Below are 15034 nucleotides of genomic sequence, written 5' to 3' on the forward strand. Positions count from 1 at the left end.
AATGATGAAAGAAGCGCTTGGTCTGATTGAAACCAAAGGTCTGGTGGCCTGTATCGAAGCCGCAGACGCCATGTGTAAAGCCGCCAACGTCGAGCTTATCGGCTATGAAAACGTCGGTTCGGGTCTGGTCACCGCGATGGTGAAAGGCGACGTCGGCGCGGTCAACGCGGCGGTGGACTCCGGCGTTGAAGCGGCAAAACGCATCGGTGAAGTGGTCACTTCCCGCGTCATTGCGCGCCCGCATAACGACATCGAAAAAATCGCATCGCAGCATAAAGCATGACCTGACCGGGCACGCCCCGTCTGCACTCTTTTCGTCTGATGAAGGATAGACTCATGATTGAACTGGATACCGATTTGCTCTCTCGCCAGAACGCGCGGGAACTGGTGCGCAGCGCCAAAAAAGCGCAAGCGGTAATGGCCACTTTTTCGCAGCAGCAAATCGACGCTATCGTGAAAAACGTGGCCCAGGAAGCGGCGCACCACGCCGAAACGCTCGCGAAAATGGCCGCAGAAGAGACCGGCTTCGGCAACTGGCAGGATAAAGTCCTGAAGAACCGTTTTGCCTCGCTGCGCGTTTACGACGCCATCAAAGATATGAAGACCGTCGGCATCATTCATGACGATCAACAAAAGAAAGTGATGGACGTGGGCGTGCCGCTGGGCGTTATCTGCGCGCTGGTTCCCTCAACCAACCCGACCTCCACGGTTATCTACAAAACGCTGATTGCCCTCAAAGCCGGTAACGCGATTATTTTCTCGCCGCATCCGGGCGCACGTCAGTGTAGCTGGAAAGCGATTGAGATTGTCAAACGCGCGGCAGAAGCGGCGGGCGCACCGGCCGGCATCGTTGACGGCGTGACCGAACTGACGCTGGAAGCTACCTCTGAACTGATGCACAGCAAAGACGTGTCGCTTATCCTGGCGACCGGCGGCGAAGGCATGGTGCGCGCGGCCTACGCTTCCGGTACGCCAACCATCAGCGGCGGCCCGGGTAACGGCCCGGCGTTTATCGAGCGCAGCGCCGATATTCCTCACGCGGTGAAAGATATCATCACCAGCAAAACCTTCGACAACGGCGTTATCTGCGCCTCTGAGCAGTCGATCATCGTCGAAGGCTGCATTTACGACGAAGTGCATCGCGAGCTGGAAGCCCAGGGCGCGTACTTTATGAACGAAAGCGAAGCGGCGAAAATGGCGGCCCTGCTGCTGCGACCTAACGGCACCATCAACCCAAAAGTGGTGGGCAAAACGGCGCTCTATTTAAGCCAGATGGCAGGCTTCTGCGTACCGGCCAGCACCCGCGTACTGATTGCCGAGCAGACCACCGTCTCAGCGAAAAACCCCTACTCGCGTGAAAAACTGTGTCCGGTACTCGGCCTGTACGTGGAAGAGGACTGGAAAGCCGCCTGCCATCGCGTGGTGGAACTGCTGACCAACGAAGGCCTTGGCCATACGCTGGTGATCCACACCCGCAACCAGGACGTTATCCGTCAGTTCTGCCTCGAAAAACCGGTTAACCGCATTCTGATTAACACCCCCGCGGCGCTCGGCGGCATCGGCGCCACCACCAACATCACCCCAGCGCTGACCTTAGGCTGCGGCGCGGTAGGCGGCGGCTCCAGCTCCGATAACGTCGGCCCGATGAACCTGCTCAATATCCGCAAAGTGGGCTATGGCGTGCGCTCTATCGACGAGCTACGCGCACCGAGCAGCCGCGTGGAACCGCAGCCGACTATCACCAGCCAGCCGGTTGACCCGCGCCGCAGCATCGTGGACGACGCGCGCTTCACCTCCCCTGCCCCAGCCGCCACCCTCAGCAGCCACGGCGACAACCGTTTTGCGACGGCGGCTACGGCAGAGGCCGAAGGTGAAATCAGCGAGCAGAACGTGGAGCGCGTGATCCGTCAGGTGCTTGAGCGTTTAGGCAAGTAACGCATTGATATAAGGCGATAAAAACAATGATTCTCGCAAAGGTTACCGGACATGTCGTGGCCACACAAAAGAGCGATGAGCTACGGGGCAGCAACCTGCTACTCATCACTCAACTGGATGACAACCAGCAGCCGATGAAAGACCGCACCTGGGTTGCCGTCGATAGCGTCGGCGCGGGGATGCACGACATCGTGTTGGCCGAGGAGTACTTCGCGCTCAACAAAGACCGCTACAAAGCGATGGCGGTGGTAGCCATTGTCGAGAACGTGTTTCGGGACGCCTAAGGAGTGAATAACCCAATGAGTGAATTTTTGCTGAAACCCCGGATCTGCTTCGGTCAGGACGCGCTGTCGGCGCTGGCCGATGTGTCCGCCCACAGCGTGCTGCTGGTCACCGACCAGGCGATGGTCAAGTTCGGCCTCGCCTCACGAGTGACCGTTATCCTGCGCGATCGCGGCATCGCATTCCAGATTTGGGACGACGTGGTGGCAGATCCAGACATCGCTACCGTGGTTCGCGGCATGAAGCTGATGGACAGCCGCTACCCGGATCTGGTGATTGCCCTGGGCGGCGGTTCGGTGATTGACGCCGCCAAAGCGGTTATTTTCGCCCTGGCGCAAACCCGCCCGGATGCAGGACGCGAGCGCCCTTGCTTCGTGGCCATCCCCACCACCAGCGGCACCGGCTCGGAAGTCACCAGCTTTTCGGTGGTGAAGGCGAACGCCGAGAAACTGGTGCTGGTCGACCCGTCGCTGCTGCCGGATATCGCCATTCTTGACCCAACGCTTGTGGCCTCGGTGCCGCCGTCCATCACCGCCGATACCGGGATGGACGTGCTGTGTCACGCGCTGGAGGCCTACGTCTCTCGCGCCGCCAGCGATTTTTCCGATGCGCTGGCTGAGAAGGTAGTGCAGCAGGTCTTCCGCTACCTGCCAACCTGCTGGCGCAACGGCCAGGATTTGCAGGCGCGAGAAAAAATGCACAACGCTTCCTGCATGGCGGGCATGGCCTTTACCAACGCCTCGCTCGGCATCACCCATAGCCTGGCCCACGCGCTCGGCGGCGTCTTTCGCGTGCCGCACGGTCGCGCCAACGCCCTGCTGATGGCGCACGTCGTGGCGTGGAACGCCGATTATCAGGGGCAGTGCGATACCGAGGCGGCGCACAAATATGCGCGTCTGGCCCATCTGCTGGACCTGCCTGCCAACACCACCCGCGAAGGCGTCACCAGCCTGCTGGTCGCCATTGAAGCACTGAAAGATGAAATGACCCTGCCCACCGGTATTCACGGCACCGGCGTGGACGGCGAGGCGTTTGAGCGTCGCGTAGCGGAGATGGTCGGCCAGGCGCTGCGCGACAGCTGCACCCCAACCAACCCGCGCACGCCTGACGCGCAGGCATTAACCGAACTTTATCGCCAGGCATGGCGCGGCGCTCCGCTTGCGTAGGCCGGGTAAGCGAAGCGCCACCCGGCAACATACGGGCACCCAATAAGAACATCTGGAGAATACGACATGGCACTCTACAGCTTAACGCCGCGCGTCAAAGTGTTGGCAGAACGTTTACTTTCACAAAAAAGCACCCTGTGCACCGAACACGCGACCGTGCTGAACGGACTGGACGGCGATATCGCCGGCGTTCCCGCCGCCGTCAAACCGGCGCGCCGCTTTTATGAACTGATGCGTCAGCTGCCGCTCACCATCAGCGCCGATGAGCTTATCGTCGGCAATCAGACCCGCAAACCACACGGCGCGATTTTCCATGATGAAACCGCCGCTCACCGCCCATCGGTGTTCCAGTTCCTTAATCTGAACAGCGACCTCGACTCCCCGGACTACAAGCTGGTGGTCGAGAAAGGCGTGCTGGCGATTAAACACCAGCTGGAAGAGAAAACCCGTACGCTCGGCAGCGCGGTCAGCCGCAGCGGCATGGATGAAGTCAACGGCTGCCGCGCCGCGATTTACGCCTGCGACGCCCTGATGGCGCTGGCGCAAAATCTTGCCCACAGCGCCGAGCAGTTAGCCGCCGCTGAAACCAACGCCTATCGCAAAGCCGAGCTGTTAGACAGCGTCGCGATTCTGCATCATGTTCCGGCCCACCCGGCGCGCAGCTTTAAAGAGGCCTGCCAGGCGTTCTATCTGTTCCAGCTGGCACTGCAGCTTGATAACGGCAGCTACGCGGTGAACCCGGAAGGTGCTGACAAAGCCCTGCTGCCGTACTACCAGCACGATATCGCCAACGGCGCGCTGACCGAAGCCCAGGCGTATGAAATCGTTGAGTGCCTGTGGTTTAAGCTCGCAGAATTAAGCGAAGTTCGCGCCGCCAGCGCGATTGACGGCTACCCGATGTTTGATGCCCTGCTCCACGGCGCAAGCCTTGAAAAGGCGAACATCAATGCCCTTTCTGAGATGTTCCAGAGCGCCCAGCACAACCTCAGCGCGCTGCATCTGCCGGTACGTCTGTTCAGCGGCAAACAATCCGTTTCCGCCGCGCCGTTCGCCAACTGTGATGAAACCACCACAGCGGAAGGGCTGACCCCGCGCATGCAGCGCCTGCGTAACCACTATCTGACCGTGCGCCCAAGCGTCTCCATCTACCGCGCGCTGGCCTTTACCGAAGTGGTGAAAGCCAACCCAGGCATGCCGACCATTCTGCTGCGCGCCAAAGCGTTCCGCCACGCCTGCGAAACCGCGCCGATTCTGATTCAGGACGATGAGCTGATCGTCGGCCATCCGTGCGGCAAACCGCGCGCCGGGGCCTTCTCGCCGGACATCGCCTGGCGCTGGGTACGCGACGAACTCGACACCATGAGCACCCGCCCGCAGGACCCGTTTGAGATCAGCGAAGAAGACAAAAAGACCATCCGCGAAGAGATCGTGCCGTTCTGGGAAGGCCGTTCGCTGGATGAAATCTGCGAAGCGCAGTACCGCGAGGCGGGCGTCTGGTCCTTCAGCGGCGAGACCTTCGTCAGCGACCTCTCCTACCACCAGATCAACGGCGGCGGCGATACCTGCCCGGGCTACGACGTGCTGCTGTTCACCAAAGGCATGAACGGCATTAAAGCCGATGCCGAGGCGCATCTGGCGACGCTGAGCATGGAGAACCCGGAAGATATCGACCGTATTTACTACTACAAAGCGGCGATTGAAACCTGCGAAGGGGTGATTAACTATTCGCACCGCATCGCCGCACGCGCCCGTGAACTGGCTGCCGTTGAGCAGAACGCCCAGCGCCGTGCCGAACTGCTGACCATCGCTGAGGTGAACCAGAACGTCCCGGCGAACCCGCCGAAAACCCTGCAGGAAGCGCTGCAAAGTATCTGGACCGTCGAGTCGCTGTTTGAAATCGAAGAGAACCAGACCGGGCTGTCGCTGGGCCGCGTTGACCAGTACTGCTACCCAATGTTTGAAGCCGATATCCGCGAAGGCCGTCTGACCCATGACGCCGCGCTGGAACTGTTGCAGGCATTTATCATCAAATGCGCCGAACTGATGTGGATGTCCAGCGAACTGGGGGCGAAGTACTTCGCAGGCTACCAGCCGTTTATCAACCTGACCGTTGGCGGCCAGAAGCGTTCCGGCGGCGATGCCTGTAACGATCTGACCTATCTGATCATGGACGCCGTGCGCTTTGTGAAGGTTTACCAGCCGTCGCTGGCCTGCCGTATTCACAACCAGTCACCGCAGAAGTACATGGAAAAAATCGTCGACGTGGTAAAAGCGGGGATGGGCTTCCCGGCCTGTCACTTCGATGACTCCCACATCAAGATGATGCTGCGCAAAGGCTTCGACTTTGAAGACGCGCGCGACTACTGCCTGATGGGCTGCGTCGAACCGCAGAAATCCGGCCGCATCTACCAGTGGACCTCCACCGGCTACACCCAGTGGCCAATTGCCATCGAGTTCGTGTTGAACCGTGGCCGCATGGTGCTGTTTGACAGCTATCAGGGGCTGGACACCGGCGACCTGCGTGGCCTGCACACCTTCGAGGAGTTCGACGCGGCGGTGAAACAGCAGATTGCCCACATTGTGCGCCTGTCGGCGATTGGTACGGTTATCAGCCAGCGCGTACACCGCGACGTGGCGCCGAAGCCGCTGATGTCGCTGCTGGTGGAAGGGTGCATGGAAAAAGGTAAAGACGTGGCCGCCGGTGGCGCGATGGTCAACCACGGTCCGGGGCTGATTTTCTCCGGTCTGGCGACCTACGTCGACTCAATGGCCGCTATCCGCAAGCTGGTGTTCGAAGATAAGAAATACACCCTTGAGCAGATGCGCGACGCGATGCTGGCTAACTTTGAAGGCTTTGAAGGGCTGCGCCGCGACTGCCTGAACGCACCGAAGTACGGCAACGACGATAACTACGTTGACCAGTACGCGCTGGACATCACCGAGTGGACCGAGCGCGAGTGCCGCAAGTACAAAATGCTCTACTCCACCCTGAGCCACGGCACGCTCTCCATCTCCAATAACACGCCAATCGGTGAGCTGACCAACGCCACGCCGAACGGTCGTCTGGCGTGGATGCCGCTCTCCGACGGCATCAGCCCGACCCAGGGCGCGGATAAACATGGCCCAACCGCCATCATCAAGTCGGTCAGCAAGATGAACGTGGAAACCATGAACATCGGCATGGTGCATAACTTCAAGTTCCTTAAAGGGCTGCTCGATACCCCAGAAGGCCGCCACGGGCTTATCACCCTGCTGCGCACCGCGTCGATTCTCGGCAACGGCCAGATGCAGTTCAGCTACGTCGATAACGAAGTGCTGAAGAAAGCCCAGCAGGAGCCGGAAAAATATCGCGACCTGATCGTGCGCGTGGCGGGCTACAGCGCCTACTTCGTTGAGCTGTGCAAAGAGGTCCAGGACGAGATCATCAGCCGTACGGTGATTGAGAAGTTCTGATCTAACGGAATGCAGCAGGACAAGGACGTCCAGAATTTTCAGGAGGCAAGCGTGATGGGCAATACGCAGGAATTAACGGGTCGAATTTTTAATATTCAGAAGTATTCGATCTACGACGGAGACGGCATTCGCACGCTGGTGTTTTTTAAGGGCTGCAACATTCGCTGCCCGTGGTGCGCCAACCCGGAAGGGTTAAGCAGCCAGTTTCAGGTGATGTTCTCCCAGGACAAATGCATTAACTGCGGCGACTGCGTGAACGTCTGCCCGGCGGGCATTCACTACCGCGCGGAAGAAAACGGCGAAATGAAGCACTTCGTCAACCGCAATAAAGACTGTATCGGCTGCCGCAAATGCGAAGAGATTTGCACCCAGAACGCGCTGGATATCATGGGTAAAGACGTCACCGTTAGCGAGCTGATGGAGGTCATCATGCAGGACTACGACTTCTATATCTCCTCCGGCGGCGGCGTGACCATCGGCGGAGGCGAGATGAGCCTGCAGACCGATTTTGCCGTCGCCCTGTTTAGCGAATGCAAAAAGATGATGCTTAACACCGCCGTCGAAACCCAGGGCACCACCCCGCTGGCAAACTACCAGAAGCTGGCGCCGGTCACCGATACCTTCTTATTCGACATCAAACAGATCGACAGCGATCACCACAAAACGCTGTTCGGTATCGGTAACGAAGGGGTGCGCCGCAACCTCGAGTGGCTGGTCGACTCCGGCGCGAACGTGATTATCCGCATGCCGCTGGTGCGCGGCTACAACGACTCGTGGGAAGCCATTACCGGCGCTATCGACTACGTACAGAAACTGGCGAAGCGCGGCAACATCCGCCGCATCGACATGCTGCCTTACCACCAGTTGGGGCGCAAAAAATACGAACGTCTGGAGATGCCCTACCCGATTCTGCAGGACCCGTCCTACAGCGTGGAAGAGCTGAACCAGCTGGAGGCGTTCTTCGCCGGATTTGATTTTGATATTCGCTTAGTACGTCACTAAAGGAGCCGAGAATGAAAAGTTTAGGCGTTATTGAAACACGAGGATGGGTCGCCGCCATCCAGGCGGTCGATGCCGCCTGTAAAGCCGCAGGCGTCACCTGTATCGGCTATCGCAAGGTGGGTTCGGGGCTGGTGAGCGTCTGCTTTGAAGGGGAGATCAGCGCCATTCACACCGCCATCGAACGCGGCGTGGCGGTGGTTCAGGCGAGTAACCTGCCGGTCAATTCGCTGGTGATTGCGCGCCCGGAACGCTGCATTGTTGAAGCGCTGAGCACCCTCAAGGGGCATCCACCGAGGGTGCAGGCCGAGCCAACTGCGCCGATGAAGCCGATTGAGCCCGTTAAACCGGTTATCGAACCGCCGATGGACGCCGCTGAACCGGAAGCGCCCGCTGCGCCGGCCCCGGTTGTGGAAGAGAAAAACGCCGCGCATAAGAAAGGGAAAAAGGCATGATTGACGCCCTGCTACAGGAAAAAATCAGCGCCCGACTGCACGAGACTGCGCCCGCCATCCCGGTAGGCGTCTCTAACCGCCACGTTCATCTGTCGCAACAGGACGTCGAGGCGCTGTTCGGCAAAGGCTATGCGCTAACGCCGTTTAAACCGTTGCGACAGCCGGGGCAGTTCGCCGCCGAAGAGTGCGTCACCGTGGTCGGGCCGAAAGGATCGCTGACTCAGGTTCGCGTACTCGGCCCTACCCGCCCGACCACGCAGCTGGAAGTCTCCCGCGCCGACTGTTTCGCGCTGGGAATCAAAGCCCCGGTGCGGGAATCCGGCCAGTTGGAGAACGCGGGTGATGCACTGCTGGTGGGGCCGAAAGGCCACGTCGAACTGCACTCTCAGGTGATCTGCGCCTGGCGGCATATTCATATGTCGCCACAGGATGCCCGCACGCTTAACGTCCACAACGGCCAGAAGGTCAGCGTTCGTAGCCATGGCGAACGACAGCTCACCTTCGATGAAGTGGTGGTACGCGTGCGCGACGATTTCGCCCTTGAGTTCCACATCGATACCGAAGAGGCCAACGCCGCCGGGCTGAAGAACGGCGCGTCGGTCACGCTGGTAGGCTAAAGGAGCGACCGATGAGCGAGCAACAGACTGACCGTCTGGTGGCGCAGATCCTCCAGCGTTTACGGCCGCCGGTGCTGGTGATGGTCACCGCCGCCGACGGCTACCGTCAGGCTATCCGCCAACGGCTGGCAGGCTGCGGGCAGCGGCTGGTGCTGGCAATGGACAACACCCTCGAGGATGCCGCGGCATGGCATCAACTTGGGGAAGTTCTGCCGCTAGCGGGCGAGCCGCCGGTAGGCTATAAAGCGCTGCTGCTGCCGTTTCTCGACTATCCCCAGGCGGCGGATCTGGTCAACGGCACGCTGCAAAGCCCGGTGGCGCGTCGCCTGCACGATGCGCTGCTGGCGGGGATTCCGGTGCTGGCATTGCGCTACCACTGCTGCCCACACAGCGAGTTAAACCAGCTGCGCGGCGCAGTCGACAGCGCCTATACCGCGCATATCGACGCAACTCTCGCTCGCCTGGAAGCGTGCGGCGTGACGCTGTGCACGATGAATGAATTGCTGGAGAAGCTGGAAACGGGCGCAACGACAGCCGCACCCGCACCATTGGCGGCAACCCGTCGTTATCTGACTGTCACAGATATCGTCAATAATCCGTCGCTGGCCGCAAGACCTGACGCCGTGCTGACCGATGCCGCCGTCGACTATGTCAAAACGAAGAAAAAATAACCTTACCTCGATAATAAAACCTGGAGTGTAGAAGATGTCTTCAAAAACAAAATGCTGGCTATGGATGCTGCTGGTTATCGTGTCAGAAACCTCGGCCACCTCAACCCTGAAAATGTTCGGTAGCAGCGAAGGCACCACCAAAATGCTGCTGCTCGCCCTGCTGGTGGTGCTGTATTGCACCTGCTACTACTCGCTCTCCCGCGCGGTGAAAGATATTCCCGTGGGCCTGGCCTACGCCACGTGGTCCGGTACCGGCATTCTGGTGGTATCTACGCTGGGTATGGCCTTTTACGGCCAGCATCCGGACACCGCCGCCATTATCGGTATGGTGATCATCGCCAGCGGCATCGTCATCATGAACCTGTTTTCCAAAATGGGCAGTGAGGAGAGCGAAGAGACGCCCGCCAAGCCTGCCGCCTCTACCCTGGACAAAAACGTCGCCAACTAACGCAAAAGGAATTCACTATGTTTAATCTCGGATTTTTATGGCTGGCGCTGTCTATCGGCTCCGAAATCACCGGTACGTCGATGATCAAAAAAACCAACGGCTTCAGCAAGCTGGGGCCATCGGTGCTGGTCGTTTGCGCCTATAGCCTGTGCTACTTCGCGCTGACCCGCGCCATGAGCACCATTCCGGTTGGCGTCGCCTATTCGCTGTGGTGCGGCTTTGGCATCGTCGGCGTGACCATCTTCTCGATGATCCTCTATAAGCAGAAGCCGGATCTGCCCGCAATTCTGGCGATGGTGCTGATCATCTCCGGCGGCGTGATCATGAACGTCTTCTCTAACATGTAAACGTAAAAACGCCTTCCATTAGGGAAGGCGTTGAAACTGCTGACCATGGTTTTCTCCCTCTCCCTTTCAGGGAGAGGGGATCGTCCGCGCGCTTTTTTACGCAAGCTACCGGCTAAATGCTTTCAGAGGATGGCTCAATGCATGATTATGCACCGTGGAAATCTCGGCGATAATCACCTGATACCCCGCGAGCCAGCGCTCGCTTTTACCTTTGGCTTCAACGTGGTGGGCGTTATGAATGCTCGCCTCCATCCCCGCTTTATCTGACCAGTAATAATTATTGATCAACCGAAGGCCGTCGGCACTCTGGTAGCTTTCCATCCCCAGGTAGCCGCTTGAAGCCAGCGTCGCCTGTTCGATGATATCGTTCAGCGCATGAAACTCAGCGTCATACTCTTTCTTTTCAAAAATAAAGGTCGCTTGCCACAGAGACATCGCCTTCTCCCGATTATGCTGCGTTTTTCAGTTCAAATTTCGGTGAAATAAAGCCGTACAGGGTCCAGCCAATAAAGGTCACGATGGCGCCGTACATCATCGCTTCGTCGCCGGAAGAGTACAGCGCATAGAAGCTATACAGCGCGCCGACAAAAGCAATCAGGTTGGCGATACGCGCTTTGCCCGGTTCGACTTTCGCCACTTTCTGGATAATCACCAGCGCCGCCATCGACAGGATATAAGGGATGATGTTGGTGACAACCGCCAGGTCCACCAGCACGTTGAACTGTTTGTTCAGCGATGGGCTAATGGTCATCAGCGACAGCACGGTCTGGATAACGACAATCACCAACATCCCTTTCACCGGCGCTTCGGATTTGGTCACTTTAGAGAACACTTTCGGGAAGTAACCGGTGTCAGCGGAAGACTTGAACACCTGGGCAATAGTGAACTGCCAGCCGAGCAGCGAACCGCAGCAGGACATCACCATCAGCGCCATGATCACTTTACCCACCGTTGGGTTAAACATCTGCGCAAACGCCAGGCCAAACGGCGCGGTAGAGTTCGCCAGATCCATATTCGGCACGATACCGGCAATGACGTTGGTGGAGATAATGTAGATAACCGCCGCGCCCAGCGTCCCGCCCAGCACAGCGATCGGCACGTTACGTTCCGGGTTTTCCACCACCTCGGTATTGGCACAGGCTGATTCCAGCCCCAGGAATGCCCACAGGGTCATGGCAATTGAGGAACCGATAGCCGAGAAGGTTGGCGTGTTATGCGGGTTCCACGAGGCCGCATACAGATGCGGGCTGAACCAGTACCAACCAATAATCGACAGGCCGACCACCGGAATAATAACGCCCCAGACGGTCACGCCGCTGATCTGGCCAGTAATTTTCGCCCCGCCAAAGTTAGCGACGGTACAGATCCACAGCACCGCAATGGTGGCCAGACAGATGGCAAACGGCGACAGATTCACCCCCATCAGTTCGGTACCGTAGCCCACCGCGGAAATCGCGATGGCGACGTTGGCAATCAGCAGCGATACGCCGTAGGTGTAGTTCGCCATAAAGTTGCCGGATTTACCGAAGGCATATTCAGCATAGCCGCCCATTCCGCCCGCTTTACGACTGAACATCCCGCATTTAGCGAAGGCGTAGGCCAGCGCCATTGAACCCACGGCGGTAACCAGCCAGGAAACAATAGAAATGGTGCCGACTTCCGCCAGCTTGGTCGGCAGCATAATAATTCCCGACCCCATCATATTGACGGCAGTTAAAATGGTGAGTTGAACCACCCCCATTTTATTTTTTGATGTACTCATGACCTATCCTCTTATTAAATCGGTGTCATTGTTAGCGTTATTAATGCGTAGGTTTCCCTGGCCGCACGATGATTCATCGTGCGGCAGTGGTTAAAATTGAAAAATAGAAATAACATTAAATAGATTGGCTATTAACGTTTGATCACATGCCCATAGGCACGCTTACAGCCATCAGCATCTTCCTGAATATAAACACCTTGTAATTCCGGCGCGAAACCAGGCAGCAGGTTGATGCCCTCTTCCAGCGCGAGGAAATAACGCTGAACCGGGCCGCCCCAAATTTCACCTGGGACCACGCACAGCACGCCCGGTGGATAAGGCAGCGCGCCTTCGGCGGCAATCTGGCCTTCAATATCTTTCAGCGCGACTAATTCCACATTGCCACGAACAAATTCCATATTGGCCTGCTGCGGGTTCATGGCGACGCGTGGGAAATAATCCTTACGGAACATCTCTTTTTGCAGTTGTTTAACGTCGTAGCTGACGTACAGATCGTGCATCTCCTGGCACAGTTGACGCAGGGTGTAGCCGCGATAGCGCGCTTCATGGTTGGCATACAGCGCCGGTAAGACTTCAGACAGCGGCGCATCCTCTTCCAGCAGACGCTCGAAGCGGGCAATCTGCGCCACCAGATGGCGCATCTTCGCCATGTCTTCCGCCGGCGTCAGCAGGAACAGAATCGAGTTGAGGTCGCATTTTTCTGGGACGATGCCGTTTTCACGCAGGAAGTTCGCCAGAATGGTTGCCGGAACGCCAAACGCTTCATACTCACCGGTTTCCGCATTAATGCCCGGCGTGGTGAGCATCAGCTTGCACGGATCGACGAAATACTGATCCTGCGCGTAGCCTTCAAAGGCGTGCCAGCTCTGGCCTGGGATAAAGTTGAAGAAGCGCAGATCGCCGGCCATCTCTTCGGTGTCGTAATCCTGCCATTTCTTGCCGTCCACCATTGGCGGGACGAACGGGCGGATATGCTGGCACAGTTCCATAATCAGCTTGCGCGCTTCGATGCCGAACTTCACGCAGTCCAGCCACAGGCGCTTGCCGCTTTCACCGGCGTGCATTTTGGCGTTCACGTCGAGCGCCGCAAACAGCGGGTAGAACGGGCTGGTAGAGGCATGCATCATAAAGGCGTTGTTCATGCGCTTATGGCTGACGTAGCGCTGCTGGCCCTTGATATGGCTGTCTTTTTTGTGGATCTGCGAGGTCTGAGAGAAGCCAGCCTGCTGTTTGTGTACCGACTGGGTTACCAGAATGCCCGGATCGTTTTCGTTCAGATCCAGCAGCAGCGGCGAGCAGTCCTTCATCATCGGAATAAACTGTTCATAGCCGACCCACGCGGAGTCAAACAGAATGTAATCGCACAGGTGGCCAATCTTATCCACCACCTGACGGGCGTTATAGATGGTACCGTCGTAGGTGCCGAGCTGGATAATCGCCAGGCGGAACGGGCGCTGCTGGTGTTTACGTTCCGGCGCGACCTCGTCCACCAGCTTACGCAGATAGTTTTCATCGAAGCAGTGGGCGTCGATACCGCCGATAAAGCCAAACGGGTTACGCGCCGTTTCCAGATACACCGGGGTCGCCCCGGCCTGCAGCAGCGCGCCGTGGTGGTTCGACTTGTGGTTGTTGCGGTCAAACAGCACCAGGTCGCCCTGTGCCAGCAGCGCGTTCAGCACCACTTTGTTCGAGGACGATGTCCCGTTCAGCACGAAGTAGGTTTTGTCAGCGTTGAACACTTTCGCCGCGTGCTGCTGCGCCGCACAGGCCGCGCCTTCATGGATCAGCAGATCCCCCAGAGCCACGTCGGCGTTGCACAGGTCAGAACGGAACAGGGTTTCGCCGAACCAGTCAAAGAACTGGCGGCCTGCCGGGTGACGGCGGTAGAACTGTCCGCCCTGGTGCCCCGGGCAGTCGAAGGCCGCGTAGCCTTTGCCCACGTAATCCACCATGCGACTGAAGAACGGCGGCAGCATTTCGCTTTCGTAGCGGTCAGCGGCGGCGTCCAGTTGTTTACCGTAGTAGTCGGCGTTATCGTCACACAGTTCAAAGACCCCGGTCACGCGCAGCAGCACGTCAGCCGGCAGCGTGTCTTCACAGCAGACGGCGACAAATACTGGCAGGCCAAAACCGGTGGCTTCGATGGTTTTCAGAATGCCGTTAGTGGCGTCAGCCACTGACAGCACCACGGCGGAAACGTCGGTGAAGTCGGTGCTGCGCACGTCGCAATTTTCACGGCGGCTGGTAAAGCAGGAAGTAATGGTCTGGCTAACCGCAATTTTGTTATTAAATTGGTTCATCATATTCTCGATACATAACAATAAATAAGGGGAGACCCTCCGACATCATTTATTTGTCGGATAATCAGAAATAGGTTTTAATGGGTTGTTTGCTTTATTTAATTACGCGTGACGATTCCTCACCTTGCGGTGAAAAAGAGAAAGCCACAAACCAGAAATAAATAGCAGGTACGGCGCGGCGTTATGCTGATGCGCAATACACGATAGGTTCTGGTGCTTACGGGCGTAATAGTGATAAAACAGACATGACGTGGCGGAATAGTGTTCCGGCCCACACCATTGAAGGGAGGCTATTTAGAGTTGAAGATATGAAAATCGAAGCAGCTACGTTGGCTTACCATCATGATATGGGTAATGCGTCTAATATGCGGCCAGGAATGGTTATTGTTTTCCATGTTCGTCTACTCATTGGAATTTGAGCTTATTCTGATTAAATCGTATGAGACGTTTCTTGATTTTAATCAACTAAAATGACATGCAGCCTGCGCCACTCTTTTTTCCTGGGAATAAAAAATGAATGAAAATCTATTTTGTAGGCAGAAATAGATTGTCATATTTCCACATATTAGCCATTACTTTTACCATTCCCCCTACGAAAG

General features: G+C 57.5%; 15 protein-coding genes. 11 read left to right on the forward strand and 4 right to left on the reverse strand.

Annotated features, from left to right (window positions below):
* The first annotated feature begins 4 nt into the window (after positions 1–4).
* The 11 genes from ACLGE8_RS14750 (at position 5) to ACLGE8_RS14800 (ending at position 10373) form a co-directional block, all read left to right on the forward strand.
* Positions 5–283: a BMC domain-containing protein gene (locus ACLGE8_RS14750; RefSeq protein ID WP_015585230.1), complete on the forward strand. Its 279-nt coding sequence runs from the start codon at positions 5–7 to the stop codon at positions 281–283.
* A gap of 53 nt (positions 284–336) precedes the next feature.
* Complete coding sequence (locus tag ACLGE8_RS14755) at positions 337–1935, forward strand: acetaldehyde dehydrogenase (acetylating) (protein WP_410999514.1); 1599 nt, start codon at positions 337–339, stop codon at positions 1933–1935.
* Positions 1936–1961: 26 nt separating this feature from the next.
* On the forward strand, positions 1962–2219 hold the full coding sequence (locus ACLGE8_RS14760; RefSeq protein ID WP_333499451.1) for a EutN/CcmL family microcompartment protein: 258 nt from the start codon (positions 1962–1964) through the stop codon (positions 2217–2219).
* Positions 2220–2234: 15 nt separating this feature from the next.
* A complete protein-coding gene (locus tag ACLGE8_RS14765) occupies positions 2235–3383 on the forward strand; it encodes a 1-propanol dehydrogenase PduQ (protein ID WP_410999516.1) in 1149 nt (382 codons plus the stop codon).
* Positions 3384–3449: 66 nt separating this feature from the next.
* Entirely contained in the window at positions 3450–6836 is a 3387-nt protein-coding gene (gene cutC / locus ACLGE8_RS14770) for a choline trimethylamine-lyase (protein ID WP_410999518.1), read from the forward strand.
* Positions 6837–6890: 54 nt separating this feature from the next.
* On the forward strand, positions 6891–7838 hold the full coding sequence (cutD, locus tag ACLGE8_RS14775; protein WP_220439895.1) for a choline TMA-lyase-activating enzyme: 948 nt from the start codon (positions 6891–6893) through the stop codon (positions 7836–7838).
* 11 nt (positions 7839–7849) lie between these two features.
* A complete protein-coding gene (locus ACLGE8_RS14780; protein WP_410999520.1) occupies positions 7850–8290 on the forward strand; it encodes a BMC domain-containing protein in 441 nt (146 codons plus the stop codon).
* On the forward strand, positions 8287–8907 hold the full coding sequence (locus tag ACLGE8_RS14785; protein WP_410999522.1) for a phosphate propanoyltransferase: 621 nt from the start codon (positions 8287–8289) through the stop codon (positions 8905–8907). Before ACLGE8_RS14780 ends, ACLGE8_RS14785 begins: the two co-directional genes overlap by 4 nt.
* Before the next feature lie 11 nt (positions 8908–8918).
* On the forward strand, positions 8919–9578 hold the full coding sequence (locus tag ACLGE8_RS14790; protein WP_410999524.1) for a hypothetical protein: 660 nt from the start codon (positions 8919–8921) through the stop codon (positions 9576–9578).
* A gap of 34 nt (positions 9579–9612) precedes the next feature.
* Positions 9613–10026, forward strand: a complete 414-nt coding sequence (locus ACLGE8_RS14795) for a DMT family transporter (protein ID WP_220439849.1) — start codon at positions 9613–9615, stop codon at positions 10024–10026.
* Positions 10027–10043: 17 nt separating this feature from the next.
* Positions 10044–10373: a DMT family transporter gene (locus ACLGE8_RS14800; RefSeq protein ID WP_410999526.1), complete on the forward strand. Its 330-nt coding sequence runs from the start codon at positions 10044–10046 to the stop codon at positions 10371–10373.
* A gap of 105 nt (positions 10374–10478) precedes the next feature.
* On the opposite strand, the gene ACLGE8_RS14805 is transcribed toward ACLGE8_RS14800, so the two are convergent.
* The 4 genes from ACLGE8_RS14805 to speFL form a co-directional block, all read right to left on the reverse strand.
* On the reverse strand, positions 10479–10808 hold the full coding sequence (locus tag ACLGE8_RS14805; protein WP_410999528.1) for a hypothetical protein: 330 nt from the start codon (positions 10806–10808) through the stop codon (positions 10479–10481).
* 13 nt (positions 10809–10821) lie between these two features.
* Positions 10822–12135, reverse strand: a complete 1314-nt coding sequence (potE, locus tag ACLGE8_RS14810; RefSeq protein WP_410999530.1) for a putrescine-ornithine antiporter — start codon at positions 12133–12135, stop codon at positions 10822–10824.
* A 131-nt stretch (positions 12136–12266) separates the two neighbouring features.
* On the reverse strand, positions 12267–14438 hold the full coding sequence (gene speF, locus ACLGE8_RS14815; protein ID WP_410999532.1) for an ornithine decarboxylase SpeF: 2172 nt from the start codon (positions 14436–14438) through the stop codon (positions 12267–12269).
* A 287-nt stretch (positions 14439–14725) separates the two neighbouring features.
* Positions 14726–14830 carry a leader peptide SpeFL gene (gene speFL / locus ACLGE8_RS14820; RefSeq protein ID WP_410999534.1) on the reverse strand — a complete coding sequence of 35 codons (105 nt, stop codon included), beginning with the start codon at positions 14828–14830 and terminating at the stop codon, positions 14726–14728.
* Positions 14831–15034 lie beyond the last annotated feature (204 nt).

The sequence above is a fragment of the Kluyvera sp. 142486 genome, assembly GCF_046569695.1.
In the GTDB taxonomy this organism is placed as follows: Bacteria; Pseudomonadota; Gammaproteobacteria; order Enterobacterales; family Enterobacteriaceae; genus Kluyvera.